This is a genomic window from Rhodobacter capsulatus, assembly GCF_052363175.1.
Taxonomy (GTDB): domain Bacteria; phylum Pseudomonadota; class Alphaproteobacteria; order Rhodobacterales; family Rhodobacteraceae; genus Rhodobacter; species Rhodobacter capsulatus_D.
Map to the genome: position 1 here is coordinate 1,647,033 of NZ_CP198946.1, position 14,196 is coordinate 1,661,228.

Below are 14,196 nucleotides of genomic sequence, written 5' to 3' on the forward strand. Positions count from 1 at the left end.
GGCGCGGGGGCGCTGTGGTGCTGGCCCGTCCGTCTCAGCGGTTGGCAGGGGTTTGCGCCAGTTCGGCGGCGATCCGGGCGGTCTGGGTCCGGATGTCGGGAATGGCGGTGATCTCCCACAAGGCGGCGCGGGCGGCGGGGCCGATCGCCTGCAGAACCTGGCTCGTGTCGCCCGCGCGGTTGACGATGCGGCCGCTGCGGTCGGTGACAAGGCCAAGCCGGAGCGGGTCGATCTGCGCCAGCCCGTCGTCCAGCAAGTTCCGCAGCAGCGGACCCGCGCCGATTTCCGGATCGCGCCGCACGCCGCGGCAGTCGATGACGGCGGCCACATTCAACACGGCGATGCCGGTTTGCCGATAGGGGCGGTAATGCAGCCAGACGCCGCGCTTGTGCGGCTCGACCCGATCGAAGGCGCCGCGCAGCAACCGCAGCTGACCGCTTTCCTGCGCGGTGGTGATGTGGCTGGCGGTTTCGGGCGGCATGCGGTGGCGATGCACCTCCCACCAGGCGGCGGCGTGGCGCAGGGCGCGGGCGCGCTCGGGGCCGGGCAGGGCGCTCCAGATCCCCTGAATATGCGGACGCAGCCCGTCGATCGCATCGCGCCAGCTGTGCCGCCCGCGATCTCGGCGCGGCGCACCTGACGGCGCAACCAGTGCAGCAGAACCGAGGCCGGAGCGCCGAGCGGCACCTCGCCGAGCGAGGTGGCAAGAGGCGTTCCCGGGCCGTGCACGCGTGGCAGCAGCCCCCGGCGCGACAGGGCAAATATCGTGCCGCGATGCCCGGATTTGAGCAGCGTCGTGACCTGATCCACCATGCTCAGCCCGGTGCCGAGGATCGCCACCGGCAGGTCGGGATCAAGCGGCACCTGCGTCACATCGGCCTGCAGCCCACGCACCGCGACGGGGCGCGGGTGCCCGGTGGCCAAGATCGCGTGATCAGCAATCACCGTTTGCCCATCGTCCAGCGTCAGCGTCACCCGGCCCGGCGGGGCTTCGGTCAGCCGCACCGCCTCGGCTTGCACCAGCCGCAGCCGCGGCCCGGAGGCCCAAGGCGCAAGAAGGCTTTCCAGATAGCGCCCATAGGTCGCGCGCGACACGAAGGAGGCGCCCGAAACCGCCCGGTTCGCCTGCCAGAGCCAGCGCAGGAAATGCTCGGGATCTTCGGGCAGGGCGCTCATGTTGATCACCCGCGTGTTCAGCAGATGGTCCGGATCCTCGGTCGCATAGGCCAGACCGATGCCGATGCCCGGGCTGCGCTCGATCAGGGTGACACGGGTCTCGGAGGCGGCGCGCAGCACATGGAAGGCCATCAGCACGCCCGAAGCCCCGCCGCCGATGACCAGCACATGCCGCCGCAGTGGCGGTTGCGCGGTCATCCCCGCCACCAGCCGGTCAGCAGTCGGCCCAGCCAGCGCGGCAGCGGGCGGATGTCCTCGGCGCGCGGGGCGAGAAGACGGATCAGATCGGGGTCGAGGCGTCCATCGAGCATGTCGGTCTCCTTTCGGGGTCAGTTCAGGAAGATCGCGGCGATCAGGCTGGCCCAACCTGCCAGAAGCAGGCCAAGCACCAGCCAGTCGCGCAGGGTGGGCGGGCGCCAGAACAGTTGTTTCATGCGCTTTTCTCCACCGCTTGGGGCAGACGGCTGAGCAGCCGGTCGCGCAGCGCCTTGCCCGCGGGCCAGGGGCCGAAGCCGGCGGCGACATTGATGTGGCCGGCCGCGCCCAGATCGACGAGATCCGAGCCCCAGGCTGCCGCCAGCTCCGCGGCACGGGCAAAGCTCATCCAGGGATCATTGCGCGAGGCGACGAGCATGCTCGGCACCGGCAAGGGGCGGCGTGAGGGCGCGCCGAAATGGCCGATCCGGCGGGCGCCGCGGGTGTCGGCGGGCGCCACGAACATCGCCGCCCGGACCTCGATCTGCGGCCATTTCGCCAGCATCCGGGCGACCAGCACCGCTCCAAGACTGTGGCCCACCAGCACGGCATTCGGGTGTTGCAGCACCATCCCCGCCAGTTCCGCCTCCCACAGATCGGGCATCGGCCGGTCGGGGCAGGGCAGGTCGACCATGAGCGCAGTCGGGTCGGTGGCGGCCCACCAATCCTGCCAGTGCGGCGCGGGGGAGCCGTCAAGGCCCGGGACGAGCAGCGTCTTGATCATGGGAACCTCTGCGGTCGGGTTGTTGTTCCCTAATATCTATCACGTCTGTCGTGATTGCGGCTTCCAAAGACCCCCGAGGAAAGAGAAGATCCTGCCCTTTTGTGGTGTTTGTGCAGGAGGTTGTTCCTGGCTCACCAGCTTTTGGTGTCGATCGGGTAGGCGGTAGAGAATCTGAGCCGCTCCATGGCGAAATGCGAGGTGATGTTGCGGATCGGCACGGCATCGGTGAGGCGGCGATAGAGCAGGTCATAGGCCGCCATGTCTGGGACCGAGACGCGCAGCAGGTAATCCATCTCGCCCGCCATGCGCCAGACCTCCATGATTTCGGGCAGTTTTGCGACTTCTGTGGCAAAGGTCTCGCGCCAGTCCGGGCTGTGATCGGGGGCCTCGATCGCCACGAAGACCGTCAGCCCCAGCCCCAGCGCCTGCGGATTGGCGAGTGCGACGCGCTTTTCGATCACGCCCGAGGCCTCGAGCTTCTGGATGCGTTTCCAGCACGGCGTCTGCGACAGGCCCACCCGGTCGGCGATCTGCGCCACCGGCAGCGTTGCGTCGCGCATCAGTTCCGCGACGATCTTGCGGTCGATCAGGTCAAGCTGGCTCATCGGGGTCTTCCTTCCGTCTGTGCGACGAGAATGACAGCAAAGAACAAAATGTCTACCGCCATTATAGACAATAGAATGGATTCTGCGCGGGGTCGCCTGAAAGGTCGGTTTCCCCCTGTTGTGTGGCGTGTGCCGCGGCGGGTGTCGCGCGTCGGGCCGGGGGGGCTTTCGGGCTGCGGAGAAGAATTCCCTCAAAACACGATAAACATGGACGAGAATATTCCCTTGAAAACACGACTTCATAAGTAGAGTATTGTCTTCGGATCCGTCCTCAAGGAAAGGAAACGCCATGACCTATGTCCTGCCGATGTCCGTGACCGCCCCGATGCGGGGGCGCCGTCCGTTGCAGATGCAGTTTGCCGCACCGTTTCTGGGGGCGGAGGCCTGTGAGGTCGAGGCCGAGCCCGTGATCCTGCATCGCAGCCGCCCCGTTGCGCGTGCCGCCGACCGTGGCGTGCCCTTCGGTCCTGCCGTTGTCGGGGCAATTTCACTTGGCCTGTTGATCGGGTCCGGGGCGCTTTACTGGGGGGTCGCATGAGATCCTCGGCGCTTTTTGCGGTCACGATGATCGACACCCGGACCGAGGAGCCGCATCGGGTGAATGGTTCCGTGCTCCGCAAGATCACCCATGACCCCGAGACGGCGCGTCAGGAATTTCTGCGCCATCGCGATCCGCAGATCTGGCGGATTGTGGTGCGCTCGATTTCCGGCTCGGGCGCGGCGTGATCGGGTTTGCCGCGCCTTTTGGGGGCCAGGAGTTGCAAAGGAGAAGGTCATGCTGTCGCGTCTGCTTCTTACGTTGAGCACGCGCCGTCCGCGGTATTGGGAGCTGGTGGAGACCGGGCTGAACGGTCTTGCCGCCGATCTGGCGCGTGAGGGCTGGCGGGTGCGCTTTGCCGGACCGCGCTGGGATCTTGTCTGGACGCGGGAATGGCAAATCCCGCAGGCGTGCCGGGTTCTGGTCCTGCCCGATCCGGGGCAGGGGGGCTGGGGGCATGCGCGATGGGCGAACCACTGCCTGCCGCCGCTGCGCACCGGGTGGCAATGGCAATCGCTGGTCAGCCAGCGCCTGCGCTATCGGTCTTTTGCCGCCGTCTGAGACCAACAAGAATGTGCCGCAGAAGGTTTTGCCTGCGGTTTTCGGGAAAAGGGGAGCATGCTGCACGCTTGTCCGGGGAGGGCCGACGCGGCATCAGTGCCCGCCTGTCATCATAATGTCATGAAAACGTTACACTAATTCCGTTGCGCCTTGCGTGTGCGTCCTTACATTGTCGTTACATTTTCAGGAGATCGTGATGGGCAAGAGCAAGGAAAAGAAAAAGGAAAGCCAGCTGGTGATCCGGGTGGAGAAGGCCGAGAAGACTGCCTTCCTTGCCCTGTGCGAGGCGCTCGACACCACTGCCGGGCGTGAAGTGCGCCGCTTCATGCGTGCTTTCGTTGCCGCGAAATCCGCGATCGCAGAGGCCGAAAGCGACCCGGCCGTGCCCTCCAAAAGGGCGAAGAAAACTGCGGTGATCGCGACTGTGCCGGGGGACTCGGCTGCGCCTGACGAAGCCGAGGAGACTTCGGCAGAACCCGAGTCGACGCCGGAAGCGCCGAAATCCGCCAAACGCAGCAGGAAGCGGGCGGCTGATCGCGGCTGATCGTTCAGAAAACGCGTGCCGCTTTTGCAAGCCGGGGTCATCCTGAGGAAAAAACCGGCACGTGTCTTTCGTGTTCCAAGGGCGGTCCGAGTTTGGACCAAGTGTCGCAGCAAAACGAAAATCCTCATTGTGGACAGGACGTTGGTCGTCGCCTTACGGTTCGTGAGGGGAAGGCAAAACGGTTCAGTTCATTTTGTGGGGTGGAAATGAAGAAGCCACGGCCCGCGGTTGCGGCCCTTGTTGCGCGGTTCGCGCGGATGACCAAGATCGACATGGAACGCGCCATTGGCGAGGATGCGGTCGGCATGCTGGTGCGTCTCAAGGAAGAGAGCGCGGCGCTTGACGAGACCGAATGTGTCATCGTCGAACTCAAGCGCGACGGCAGGATTTCAGCGCAAAAGATGGTCGAACTGCTGCGCCGTCACCAGAAGGAAGTCTTCGGGCGCTGCGAACGCCCGATGTCGTTTCGGTGATGGTGATCTTTTGAACGCTGCTGTGCTGGCCCTCCGCGCAGGCTTGCGCGCGAAATCCGCGCGCCGATGCGGGGCGGGCCTCGCCGATGGGGGCATGGCAGGGCTATCCTGCTGGTGCGCCGTGATCCGGTCCATCCCGAAACAGCACGCGCGCCGCAAGATCGAAGGAGCAAGACCATGATCGACACCTTCACCGTCCCCGGCCGGTTCTGGCGGGGCAATCTGCACAGCCATTCCGACCGCTCCGACGGGGCGCTCTCGCCGGAAGAGGTCTGTCGCCGCTATGCCGCCGAGGGGTATGATTTTCTGGCGCTGACTGATCATTTCATCGGGCGTTACGGCTATCCGATCACCGATACCCTGCCGTTTCGCACGAACCGCTTCACCACGCTTCTTGGTGCCGAGCTGCATTCCGGCGCGCTCGAAAACGGCGAGCTGTGGCACATTCTGGCGGTCGGCCTGCCCGCCGATTTCGCGCCCTCGCAGAGTCCTGATTTCAAGCCGGTCGCGGGGCAGGAAACCGGGCCAGACCTGGCCGCGCGGGCGGTGGCGGCAGGGGCCTTCGTCGCGATTGCCCATCCGCATTGGTCGGGGCTGACGTTGGCGGATGCCCGCAGCCTTGCCGCCGCCCATGCGGTCGAGATCTACAATCACGGCTGCGCCATCGGCGCCGACCGCGGCGATGGCGCGGTCATTGCCGATCTGCTGCTGACCGAGGGGCGCAGGCTGAGCCTGATCGCCACCGACGACGCCCACTTCACCGAACCCGATCATTTTGGCGGCTGGGTGATGGTCAAGGCGCCCGAAAACACCCCCGAGGCGCTTCTGGCCGCGCTGAAGGCGGGGCATTTTTATGCCTCGCAGGGGCCGGATTTCCGCGCCATCCGTTTTGACGGTGCCGCGATCGAGGTCGACAGCAGCGCCGTCGTCAGCGTGATCGTGCAGGGTCAGGCCTCGACCGCGGTGGCGCGGCACGGCGCCTCGATGACGCGGGCGCGGGTCGATCTGGACGCCCGGCTTGCCGCCTCGCCCTGGTTGCGGGTGACGCTCATCGATGCGGCAGGTCGTCGCGCCTGGTCGAATCCGCTCTGGCGCTAGGCCGAAGCCCGTCCGGGTTCACCGCTCGTTAAGACGGAACGGCTATCGCGGATGAGATTTTGCGCGGAACGAGAGGCGGGATGAGGGGACGATCTGCCGATCTGGCTTCACAATTTCGACTCTGAGCAGTTCCTCAAAGATGTGGAGCACCATCTGGTCGTTGCGTTGCAACCGATCGTGGAGGCCGGCACAGGGGCTGTCGTGGCGCATGAGGCGCTCATGCGTGGCTTCGATGATCTGGGCTTTCCCAACCCCGGCGCGCTGCTTGAGGGGGGCGGCTGAACGCAAGCGGTTGTTCGAGGTCGATTGCTGCGTCGTCGCCAAGGCCATGGCGGCCCGCGCGCGCCTGCGCGAGATCGAGAGCGGTTCCCTGTTTCTCAATCTCGACGGGCGCAATCTGGAGCATTGGCGGTCCTTGCGCACCTTTCTGGAGCTGCGCTGCGACCAGCTCGGCCTTGGGCCGCATGACATTTGCATCGAGCTGTCCGAAGCGCATCAGCCGCTGGAACCGCTGGCCTTCGAAGAGGCGGTGCACGGTCTGCGCGCCGCCGGGTTCCAGATCGCCATCGACGATTTCGGCACCGGCGTTTCGGGCATGCAGATGCTCTATCAGGCCGCACCCGATTTCATCAAGATCGACAAGTTCTTCATCAAGTCGATGCCGAGCGATGCGAAGAAGCGGCTGCTTGTCGGTTCGATCGTGGATCTTGCGCATACGCTGGGCAGCCGGGTGATCGCCGAAGGCGTCGAAACGGTCGAAGAGCTGAGCTGTTGCCGCGACGCCAATTGCGATCTCATTCAGGGCTATCTGATCGCGCGTCCCGCGGTGGATCCGAGCGAGCTGGAATCCGGTTATGCCGACCGCATCAAGGCCGGTGCTGCGACCGTCGACCCCGGCGACAGTCTGATGATCGAAAAGTTCATCGAGGACGTGCCGACCCTGCAGGAAGATACGCTGCTTGCCGTCTTCTTCGATCAGCTGACGCGCCATCCGGGGCGTAATGTCTATCCGGTGCTCGGGCCAGACGGGCTGCCGCGCGGGGCGGTCCGCGAAAGCGACGTGAAGCAACTGTTGCATTCTCCCTTCGGGCGGGATCTGGCGCGCAACCGGTCGATCGGGATGACGATCAATGATTTCATTCGGCCGATCCCGACGCTCGAAAGCACCTCGCCGATCGCGCAGCGCCTTGATCTGATCGCCGATCGCGCCGAGGATGGCGTCGTCGTCACGAAATCGTTGTGCTATCAGGGCTACCTGTCCTCGGGCGCCTTGCTGAAGCTTGCAAATGAAGTGCGGCTGCAGCAGGTGGCCGCGCAAAATCCACTGACGCGCCTGCCCGGAAACAGCGCCATTGCCGGGTTTCTGGAGCAATGTCTGACGCATGCTGCCGTGCCGCGACTTGTTGCCTATATCGACATCGATCATTTCAAGCCCTTCAACGACCGCTACGGGTTCGAGATGGGGGATCGGGCCATCCTGATCCTGGCCTCGATCCTGAAATCGCTCGAACGCGATCACGCCGCCTTCGTCGGCCATATCGGCGGCGATGATTTCTTTCTGGGAGCAGAAGGCGCGGCCTGCGGCCCTCTGGGCAGGATCCTCGAAACGATCGGGGGACGGTTTGGCCATGTTGCCGAAAGCCTTTACAGCCCCGAAGACCGTGCGGCCGGGTTCATCGAAGGCTGCACGCGCGACGGAAGCTTGACCCGGTTTCCGCTCTTGTCCTGCACCGTTGCGGCGCTGCGGCTGGAGCCGGGATACCGGCCGCAGACGACGCTTGAGCTGACAACGCGGCTGACCACGCTGAAATCGCTCGCCAGAGAGCACAAGGCGAGCCTGCAGATGGAAACTCGAGGCGAGGCATCCGACCCGGCCCTTGCGGGCACGCTCGGCTAGGCTCCCGACTCATTGCGTTTCACAGCCAGAACAAGACGGCCGCACAGGATCTCGATGCGGTTGCGCCGTTTGCACATTCCACCGGAAAGGGCTCGACAAGGCCGATCCATTCCTGTCGCAAAAAGTGGCGAACTTGCCCAAAAATTGAAGCTATGAACAAGCCTTCTGTGAGTGCCCATAGCGCCGCCTGGGCCGGAGGCCGGGCTTCGCGCTTCTCCAACCCGGTTGCGCCTTGCGGGGCTTTCCCCCTACAACCCTTGCAAAGGGAGACGCCCATGAAAATCGCCACGTTCAACATCAACGGCATCAAGGCCCGGGCCGAGGCCTTGCCCGCGTGGCTGCGCGTGGCCGAACCCGATGTCGTGCTGTTGCAGGAAATCAAATCCACCGATGAAGCCTTTCCGCATGAGGTGCTCGACGGCACCGGCTACAGCGTCCACACCCACGGGCAGAAAAGCTTCAACGGCGTTGCGATCCTGTCCCGTCTGCCAGTCGAGGATATCACCCGCGGTCTGCCCGGCGACGACAGCGACGAACAGGCCCGCTGGATCGAGGCGACGGTGATCGGCACCCGCGCGGTGCGGGTCTGCGGGCTTTACCTGCCGAATGGCAACCCCGCACCGGGGCCGAAATACGACTACAAGCTGGCCTGGATGGCGCGGATGCAGGCGCGGGTCGAAACCCTGCTGAAAACCGAGGAACCTCTGGTTTTCGCGGGCGATTACAACGTGATCCCGCAAGACGAAGATGCGGCCAAACCCGAGGCGTGGCGCGAGGATGCACTCGCCTTGCCCGAAACGCGCGCGGCCTTCCGGCGGATCGTCAACCTTGGTCTGACCGATGCCTTCCGCGCCCGCGTGTCTGGGCCGGGGCAGTATTCGTTCTGGGATTATCAGGCGGGCGCCTGGCAAAAGAACAACGGCATCCGCATCGACCATTTGCTTTTGTCGCCACAGGCGGCGGATCTGTTGCGCGATACCGGCATCGACAAGGACGTGCGCGCGGGCGAGAAGCCCTCGGATCACGTGCCGGTCTGGATCGATCTGGACGCCTGAGCCTTACTTGTGCGGCCCCTGCGGATGCGGAGCCGTCACGTCGTGGCCATAGACCCAGTCGAACCGGCCAAGGATCTTGCCCGGCGCGATCGCCGAGGCCGTGCGCAACGCCAGATGGCCGATCACGCGGGCCGGACCCGAAAGGTGATAATTGCGGGCGTTCTCATTCGCCGCCTCGACGATCGCCTCGCAGCGGGCCCGGCGCGCGGATTGATAGGCGGCCAGCCCCGCGGCCTCCGTCTCGGCCTCGGCAAGGCAAGCCGCCAGCACCCAGGCATCTTCGAGCGCCATCACCGCACCCTGCGCCATGAAGGGCAGCGTCGGATGGGCGGCATCGCCGAGGATCGCCGCGCCGCGGCCCTGCCAGACCCGGGCGACGCGGTGGCGGAAGAGACCCCAGAGCCAGGGCTCCTTCACCGCTTCCAGCCAGTCCTGCACCTGCGGGCAGAAGTCTTCGAAGGCGGCCAGAAGGCTCATCGGATCGTCGCGGTGGAACCAGCCCTCGGCCGTCCAGCGCTGGCGTTCTTCGACGGCCACGATGTTGCGCAAGCCCCGCCCGATCGGATAGCTGACCAGATGGCGCCCGTTGCCCATGAAGACCTGCGCCACCTTCGGCTCGCTGTCGTCACAGGGGATCAGCGTGCGCCAGGCAACCTGATGGGTGAAGAAGGGCCGCCCCTCGCCATTCAGCGCGCGCCGCACCCGCGATTGCAGGCCATCGGCGCCGATCAGCAGGCTGGTCTCGATTTCCTCGCCCTTGAGCATCTTCAGCCGCGGCGGATGCATCCCGAGCGTGACCTCGCTCACCCGCTGCTGCAGCTTGATCTCGACGCCCGCCGCGCGCGCACCCTCGGCCAGAAGCTCGATCAGCCGGGCGCGATGCACCAGCCGGTATTCCTCGCCCGGACGCAGTTTCGCCAGATCAAGCCGGGTGACCTGCTTGCCGGTCTCGCCTTCGCGCAGCTCGATCGCCTCGGCCTGCGGACCCGCCTTGGCCAAAGCCTCGCCCAGACCAAGCGCATGCAGCACCCGCGCGCCATTGGGCGAGATCTGCAGACCCGCGCCGACTTCGCGGATCGCATCGGATTGCTCGAGCACCGTCACCTGCGCGCCCCGAAGCGCGAGTGCCCGGGCCACGGCGAGCCCCGCAACTCCCGCACCAAGCACCGTCACCTGCCGACCGATCAACACGACCAGACCCTTTCCGACCAACGGCCCCCGTCCGACCCGGAGACCTCTTTCCAAATAAAAGCACCGGCCCCTACAGGTGCCGGTGTCCCATGTCCTTGCGCGGAATCAAACCCCCTGAGGTGGGGCGTCGCGTCGCACCCCCCTTGAACCGACGCCGCGGCCCCGTGGGCGCGGACGTCAGTCGTCGCGGTGCACGCGCTCGCGGCGCTCGTGTTTTTCCTGTGCTTCCAGCGTCATCGTCGCGATCGGGCGGGCATCAAGCCGCTTGAGCGAGATCGGCTCGCCGGTCATCTCGCAATAGCCGTATTCGCCATTCTCGATCCGCCGCAGCGCCGCGTCGATCTTCGAGACCAGCTTGCGTTGCCGGTCGCGGGTGCGCAGCTCAAGCGCGCGGTCGGTTTCCTCGCTGGCGCGGTCGGCCAGATCGGGCACGTTGCGCGCCGATTCGGCGAGGCCCTCAAGCGTCTCAAGCGACTGTTCGAGCAGTTCCGACTTCCAGGCCATCAACTTGCGGCGGAAATATTCGAGCTGCCTTTCGTTCATGAAAGGCTCGTCCTCGGCCGGGCGGTAATCGTCGGGAAGGAAGGTCTCGGCTTTCATCGCGTCACTCACTGTCGGGCCCTCGGTCGTGTCGGGGTTGCCCCCCGGCACCGCTGGGCGCTCCCATACCCTAACCCGCATGGGTTGTCACCCCCGCTTTGCGGTTGCGGCATCTTTCCTGCGCCCGGGCCGCGCGACGCTTGCGGCGATTTCGGGGCGCGGCTAGGCTTTCGACCAAGCCCGCAAGGAGATGCCCGTGCAGTTCACCTCGACCAAGGATTATGTCGCGCCGCCCGATCTGATCGTGGCGGTCAATGCCGCCGTGCGGCTCGAACGGCCGCTTCTGGTGAAGGGCGAGCCGGGCACCGGCAAGACGGAACTAGCGCGGCAGGTCTCGGCGGCGCTCGGGTTGCCGATGCTCGAATGGGCGGTGAAATCGACGACGAAAGCGCAGCAGGGGCTTTACGAATATGACGCGGTGAGCCGCCTGCGCGACAGCCAGCTGGGCGATGCGCGGGTGAACGAGGTCCGCAATTACATCCGCAAGGGCAAGCTCTGGCAGGCCTTCGAGGCGCCGGGAAAAGTCGTGCTGCTGATCGACGAGATCGACAAGGCCGACATCGAATTTCCGAACGACCTGCTGCAGGAACTCGACCGGATGGAGTTCCATGTCTACGAGACCGGCGAGACGATCCGCGCCGCGCACCGTCCGATCGTCATCATCACCTCGAACAACGAAAAGGAACTGCCCGACGCCTTCTTGCGCCGCTGTTTCTTCCACTACATCCGCTTCCCCGATGCCGAGACACTTAAGGCGATCGTGAAAGTGCATTTTCCGGGCATCAAGGAGGCACTTCTGGCCGCCGCGCTGACCCGGTTTTACGAGATTCGCGAGACGCCGGGGTTGAAGAAGAAGCCCTCGACCTCGGAAGTGCTCGACTGGCTGAAGCTGCTTCTGGCCGAGGATCTGACGCCCGAGGATCTGAAGGCCGATCCCGCGAACCTTCTGCCGAAGCTGCACGGGGCGCTGTTGAAGAACGAGCAGGATGTGCATCTGTTCGAGCGGCTCGCCTTCATGGCCCGGCGGCAGACGCGCTGAGGCGCATTTCGCCCGCTGACGCGGGCGACCCGGAGGGGGGCGCTGCCCCCTCTTGGCCTGCGGCCAATTCACCCCCGGGATATTTGGCGCAAGGTAAGAGCAGGCCCCGCCATCTGTTTTACCTTGCCTCAAATATCTCGGGGGAGTCCCGCAGGGACGGGGGCAGAGCCCCCCTGTTTCGACGGTTGCAGTCTTCACATGCCGCAAAGCTGCGACCCGCTGTCGCACCCGGGCTTTGCCTTCGGGCCCGGTTGCCCTAGAACAGGGGGCGGACAAGGGAAGCGCGCGATGAGTGACGATGCACTGGTGATTTTCACGCCCTCGGGCAAACGCGGTCGGGTGGCGAAGGGCACGCCGGTTCTGGCGGCGGCCCGCGCGCTGGGGGTCGATCTTGATTCCGTCTGCGGCGGGCGGGGGATCTGCTCGAAATGCCAGATCGCGCCCGGTTATGGCGAGTTTCCCAAGCATGGCGTCACCGTCGGCGCGGATGCGCTGAGCCCGATCAACGCCGTCGAGGAACGCTACGACCGCATCCGCGGGTTGAAGGAGGGCAGGCGTCTCGGCTGTCAGGCCTGTGTCATGGGCGATGTGGTGATCGACGTGCCTGCCGAAAGTCAGGTGCACAAGCAGGTGATCCGGAAATCCGCGACGGAGCGGGTCATGGAGATGGATCCCGCGACGCGCCCGCTTTACGTCGAAGTGGCCGAGCCCTCGATGCACGAGCCTTCGGGTGATCTGGAGCGGCTCGCCGCCGCATTGGAAAGCCAATGGCAGATCAAGGGCCTGCAGGCCGATCTTGCGGTGATGGCGCGCCTGCAGCCGGTGCTGCGCAAGGGCAACTGGCAAGTCACTGCCGCGGTGCAGGAGGCGGGCGACGGCACCGCCCCGCGTCTGGTCGCGCTCTTTCCCGGCTACCGCGAGGCACCGCTTTACGGCCTTGCGATCGACCTTGGCTCGACCACCATCGCCGGGCATCTGGTGGCGCTGGACGATGGTCGGGTGCTCGCCTCCTCGGGGCTGATGAACCCGCAGATCCGCTTTGGCGAAGATCTGATGAGCCGCGTCAGTTACGCGATGATGAACCCGGGCGGCGCGGCCGAGATGACCTCGGCGGTGCGCGGCGCACTGGCCACGCTGGCCGAGGCGCTGGCGACGGAGGCCGAGATCGACAAGGCCGCGGTGGTCGAGGCGGTGATCGTCTGCAACCCGGTGATGCACCATCTGCTGCTGGGTCTTGATCCGGTCGAACTGGGGCAGGCGCCCTTCGCGCTCGCGACTGGTCATGCGCTGAACCTGTCAGCTGCCGAAATCGGCCTGACGCCGATCGCCGCTGGGGCGCGGGCCTATCTCCTGCCGCTGATCGCGGGCCATGTGGGGGCAGACTGCGCCGCCGTTGCCCTGTCGGAAGCACCCGAAACGCGCGAGGATCTGTCGCTCATCGTCGATGTCGGCACCAATGCCGAGATCCTTCTGGGCAACAGCACCCGGGTTCTCGCCTGTTCCTCGCCCACCGGTCCGGCCTTCGAGGGGGCGCAGATCTCCTCGGGCCAGCGCGCCGCGCCGGGCGCGATCGAGCGCATCGAGATCGACCCGGTGACCAAGGAGCCGCGCTTCCGCATCATCGGCAACGCGCATTGGTCGGATGATCCGGACTTCGGCACGCCCACGATCACCGGCATCTGCGGCTCTGGCATCATCGAGGCGGTGGCCGAGATGCGCCTTGCCGGGATCGTCGATCCCTCGGGCCTGATCGGCTCGGCCGAGCAGGTGGGCACCGCGCGCTGCGTGCCGATGGGGCGGACGCATGAATATGTGATCCATGACGCCAGCGCCGAGGGCGGGCCGCGCATCACCGTGACCCAGGGCGATATCCGGGCGATTCAGCTTGCGAAATCCGCGCTTTACGCGGGGGCGCGGCTGCTCATGGACGAGATGGGGGTGGACAAGGTCGACCGCGTCGTGCTGGCCGGGGCCTTTGGCGCGCATATCAGCCCGAAACATGCGATGGTTCTGGGGATGATCCCGGATGTGCCGCTTGCGGCCGTCACCTCGGCCGGGAACGCGGCGGGGACCGGGGCGCGGATGGCGCTTTGCTCGGTCGCGGCGCGGCGGGGGATCGAGGCGCAGGTGCGGCGGATCATCAAGATCGAGACCGCGATCGAGCCGCGCTTCCAGGAGCATTTCGTCGCCGCCAATGCGATTCCGCATGCGACCGACCCGTTCCCGGAACTGAGTGCGGTTGTCACGCTGCCCGAGGTCAACTTCAACGCGGGCGGCTCGGGCGATGGCGGCGGGCGACGCCGTCGGCGCGGCTAGATCGGCGCTTGACGACGGGGGTGGCATCGCTTATCTCACCCCCAACGCGGGTGTAGCTCAATGGTAGAGCCGCAGCTTCCCAAGCTGATGACGAGGGTTCGATTCCCTTCACCCGCTCCATCTG

The 14,196-nt window shown here is 65.8% G+C and carries 16 protein-coding genes and 1 tRNA gene; 11 read left to right on the forward strand and 6 right to left on the reverse strand.

The genetic code is table 11. The features are described from left to right. Positions 1–34: 34 nt before the first annotated feature. The 4 genes from ACTTAI_RS09095 to ACTTAI_RS09110 form a co-directional block, all read right to left on the reverse strand. Positions 35–328: a hypothetical protein gene (locus tag ACTTAI_RS09095; RefSeq protein WP_444455413.1), complete on the reverse strand. Its 294-nt coding sequence runs from the start codon at positions 326–328 to the stop codon at positions 35–37. Positions 329–330: 2 nt separating this feature from the next. After that, positions 331–1,374: an FAD/NAD(P)-binding protein gene (locus ACTTAI_RS09100; RefSeq protein WP_444455414.1), complete on the reverse strand. Its 1,044-nt coding sequence runs from the start codon at positions 1,372–1,374 to the stop codon at positions 331–333. A 232-nt stretch (positions 1,375–1,606) separates the two neighbouring features. Then, positions 1,607–2,155: an RBBP9/YdeN family alpha/beta hydrolase gene (locus ACTTAI_RS09105; protein ID WP_444455415.1), complete on the reverse strand. Its 549-nt coding sequence runs from the start codon at positions 2,153–2,155 to the stop codon at positions 1,607–1,609. A 131-nt stretch (positions 2,156–2,286) separates the two neighbouring features. Then, a complete protein-coding gene (locus ACTTAI_RS09110; RefSeq protein ID WP_444455416.1) occupies positions 2,287–2,760 on the reverse strand; it encodes an Lrp/AsnC family transcriptional regulator in 474 nt (157 codons plus the stop codon). Positions 2,761–3,049: 289 nt separating this feature from the next. Between ACTTAI_RS09110 and ACTTAI_RS09115 the strand changes: the two genes are divergently transcribed. From ACTTAI_RS09115 to xth, 8 genes are all read left to right on the forward strand, one after another. Further along, complete coding sequence (locus ACTTAI_RS09115) at positions 3,050–3,298, forward strand: hypothetical protein (protein WP_444455417.1); 249 nt, start codon at positions 3,050–3,052, stop codon at positions 3,296–3,298. Beyond that, positions 3,295–3,486 (forward strand): hypothetical protein, encoded by a 192-nt coding sequence (locus tag ACTTAI_RS09120; protein ID WP_444455418.1) that lies wholly within the window; start codon positions 3,295–3,297, stop codon positions 3,484–3,486. Before ACTTAI_RS09115 ends, ACTTAI_RS09120 begins: the two co-directional genes overlap by 4 nt. Positions 3,487–3,535: 49 nt before the next feature. Beyond that, positions 3,536–3,859 carry a hypothetical protein gene (locus tag ACTTAI_RS09125; RefSeq protein ID WP_444455419.1) on the forward strand — a complete coding sequence of 108 codons (324 nt, stop codon included), beginning with the start codon at positions 3,536–3,538 and terminating at the stop codon, positions 3,857–3,859. Between the two features lie 196 nt (positions 3,860–4,055). After that, positions 4,056–4,403, forward strand: coding sequence for a hypothetical protein (locus tag ACTTAI_RS09130; RefSeq protein ID WP_444455420.1), 348 nt, complete (start codon positions 4,056–4,058; stop codon positions 4,401–4,403). Between the two features lie 206 nt (positions 4,404–4,609). Continuing rightward, complete coding sequence (locus ACTTAI_RS09135; protein WP_444455421.1) at positions 4,610–4,876, forward strand: hypothetical protein; 267 nt, start codon at positions 4,610–4,612, stop codon at positions 4,874–4,876. Between the two features lie 177 nt (positions 4,877–5,053). Then, positions 5,054–5,974: a CehA/McbA family metallohydrolase gene (locus ACTTAI_RS09140; protein ID WP_444455422.1), complete on the forward strand. Its 921-nt coding sequence runs from the start codon at positions 5,054–5,056 to the stop codon at positions 5,972–5,974. Positions 5,975–6,206: 232 nt separating this feature from the next. Next, a complete protein-coding gene (locus tag ACTTAI_RS09145; RefSeq protein ID WP_444455423.1) occupies positions 6,207–7,871 on the forward strand; it encodes an EAL domain-containing protein in 1,665 nt (554 codons plus the stop codon). Between the two features lie 275 nt (positions 7,872–8,146). Next, positions 8,147–8,926: an exodeoxyribonuclease III gene (gene xth / locus ACTTAI_RS09150; RefSeq protein ID WP_444455424.1), complete on the forward strand. Its 780-nt coding sequence runs from the start codon at positions 8,147–8,149 to the stop codon at positions 8,924–8,926. Between the two features lie 3 nt (positions 8,927–8,929). On the opposite strand, the gene ACTTAI_RS09155 is transcribed toward xth, so the two are convergent. Further along, complete coding sequence (locus ACTTAI_RS09155; RefSeq protein WP_444455425.1) at positions 8,930–10,138, reverse strand: FAD-dependent oxidoreductase; 1,209 nt, start codon at positions 10,136–10,138, stop codon at positions 8,930–8,932. 156 nt (positions 10,139–10,294) lie between these two features. Continuing rightward, positions 10,295–10,717, reverse strand: a complete 423-nt coding sequence (gene dksA / locus ACTTAI_RS09160) for an RNA polymerase-binding protein DksA (RefSeq protein WP_444455720.1) — start codon at positions 10,715–10,717, stop codon at positions 10,295–10,297. A gap of 196 nt (positions 10,718–10,913) precedes the next feature. Here dksA and ACTTAI_RS09165 point away from each other — a divergent pair, with 196 nt between their 5' ends. The 3 genes from ACTTAI_RS09165 (at position 10,914) to ACTTAI_RS09175 (ending at position 14,192) form a co-directional block, all read left to right on the forward strand. After that, positions 10,914–11,756 (forward strand): AAA family ATPase, encoded by an 843-nt coding sequence (locus ACTTAI_RS09165; protein ID WP_444455426.1) that lies wholly within the window; start codon positions 10,914–10,916, stop codon positions 11,754–11,756. 288 nt (positions 11,757–12,044) lie between these two features. Then, positions 12,045–14,072 (forward strand): ASKHA domain-containing protein, encoded by a 2,028-nt coding sequence (locus tag ACTTAI_RS09170; protein WP_444455427.1) that lies wholly within the window; start codon positions 12,045–12,047, stop codon positions 14,070–14,072. Positions 14,073–14,118: 46 nt separating this feature from the next. Then, positions 14,119–14,192: transfer RNA gene (locus ACTTAI_RS09175), tRNA-Gly, on the forward strand. The last annotated feature ends 4 nt before the right edge of the window (positions 14,193–14,196 follow it).

Coding starts and splice junctions, on each gene's coding strand:
- ACTTAI_RS09100 (WP_444455414.1), bottom strand. CDS start 1,374: ATGACCGCGCAACCGCCACTGCGGCGGCATGTGCTGGTCATCGGCGGC.
- ACTTAI_RS09105 (WP_444455415.1), bottom strand. CDS start 2,155: ATGATCAAGACGCTGCTCGTCCCGGGCCTTGACGGCTCCCCCGCGCCG.
- ACTTAI_RS09110 (WP_444455416.1), bottom strand. CDS start 2,760: ATGAGCCAGCTTGACCTGATCGACCGCAAGATCGTCGCGGAACTGATG.
- ACTTAI_RS09115 (WP_444455417.1), top strand. CDS start 3,050: ATGACCTATGTCCTGCCGATGTCCGTGACCGCCCCGATGCGGGGGCGC.
- ACTTAI_RS09120 (WP_444455418.1), top strand. CDS start 3,295: ATGAGATCCTCGGCGCTTTTTGCGGTCACGATGATCGACACCCGGACC.
- ACTTAI_RS09125 (WP_444455419.1), top strand. CDS start 3,536: ATGCTGTCGCGTCTGCTTCTTACGTTGAGCACGCGCCGTCCGCGGTAT.
- ACTTAI_RS09130 (WP_444455420.1), top strand. CDS start 4,056: ATGGGCAAGAGCAAGGAAAAGAAAAAGGAAAGCCAGCTGGTGATCCGG.
- ACTTAI_RS09135 (WP_444455421.1), top strand. CDS start 4,610: ATGAAGAAGCCACGGCCCGCGGTTGCGGCCCTTGTTGCGCGGTTCGCG.
- ACTTAI_RS09140 (WP_444455422.1), top strand. CDS start 5,054: ATGATCGACACCTTCACCGTCCCCGGCCGGTTCTGGCGGGGCAATCTG.
- ACTTAI_RS09145 (WP_444455423.1), top strand. CDS start 6,207: ATGATCTGGGCTTTCCCAACCCCGGCGCGCTGCTTGAGGGGGGCGGCT.
- xth (WP_444455424.1), top strand. CDS start 8,147: ATGAAAATCGCCACGTTCAACATCAACGGCATCAAGGCCCGGGCCGAG.
- dksA (WP_444455720.1), bottom strand. CDS start 10,717: ATGAAAGCCGAGACCTTCCTTCCCGACGATTACCGCCCGGCCGAGGAC.
- ACTTAI_RS09170 (WP_444455427.1), top strand. CDS start 12,045: ATGAGTGACGATGCACTGGTGATTTTCACGCCCTCGGGCAAACGCGGT.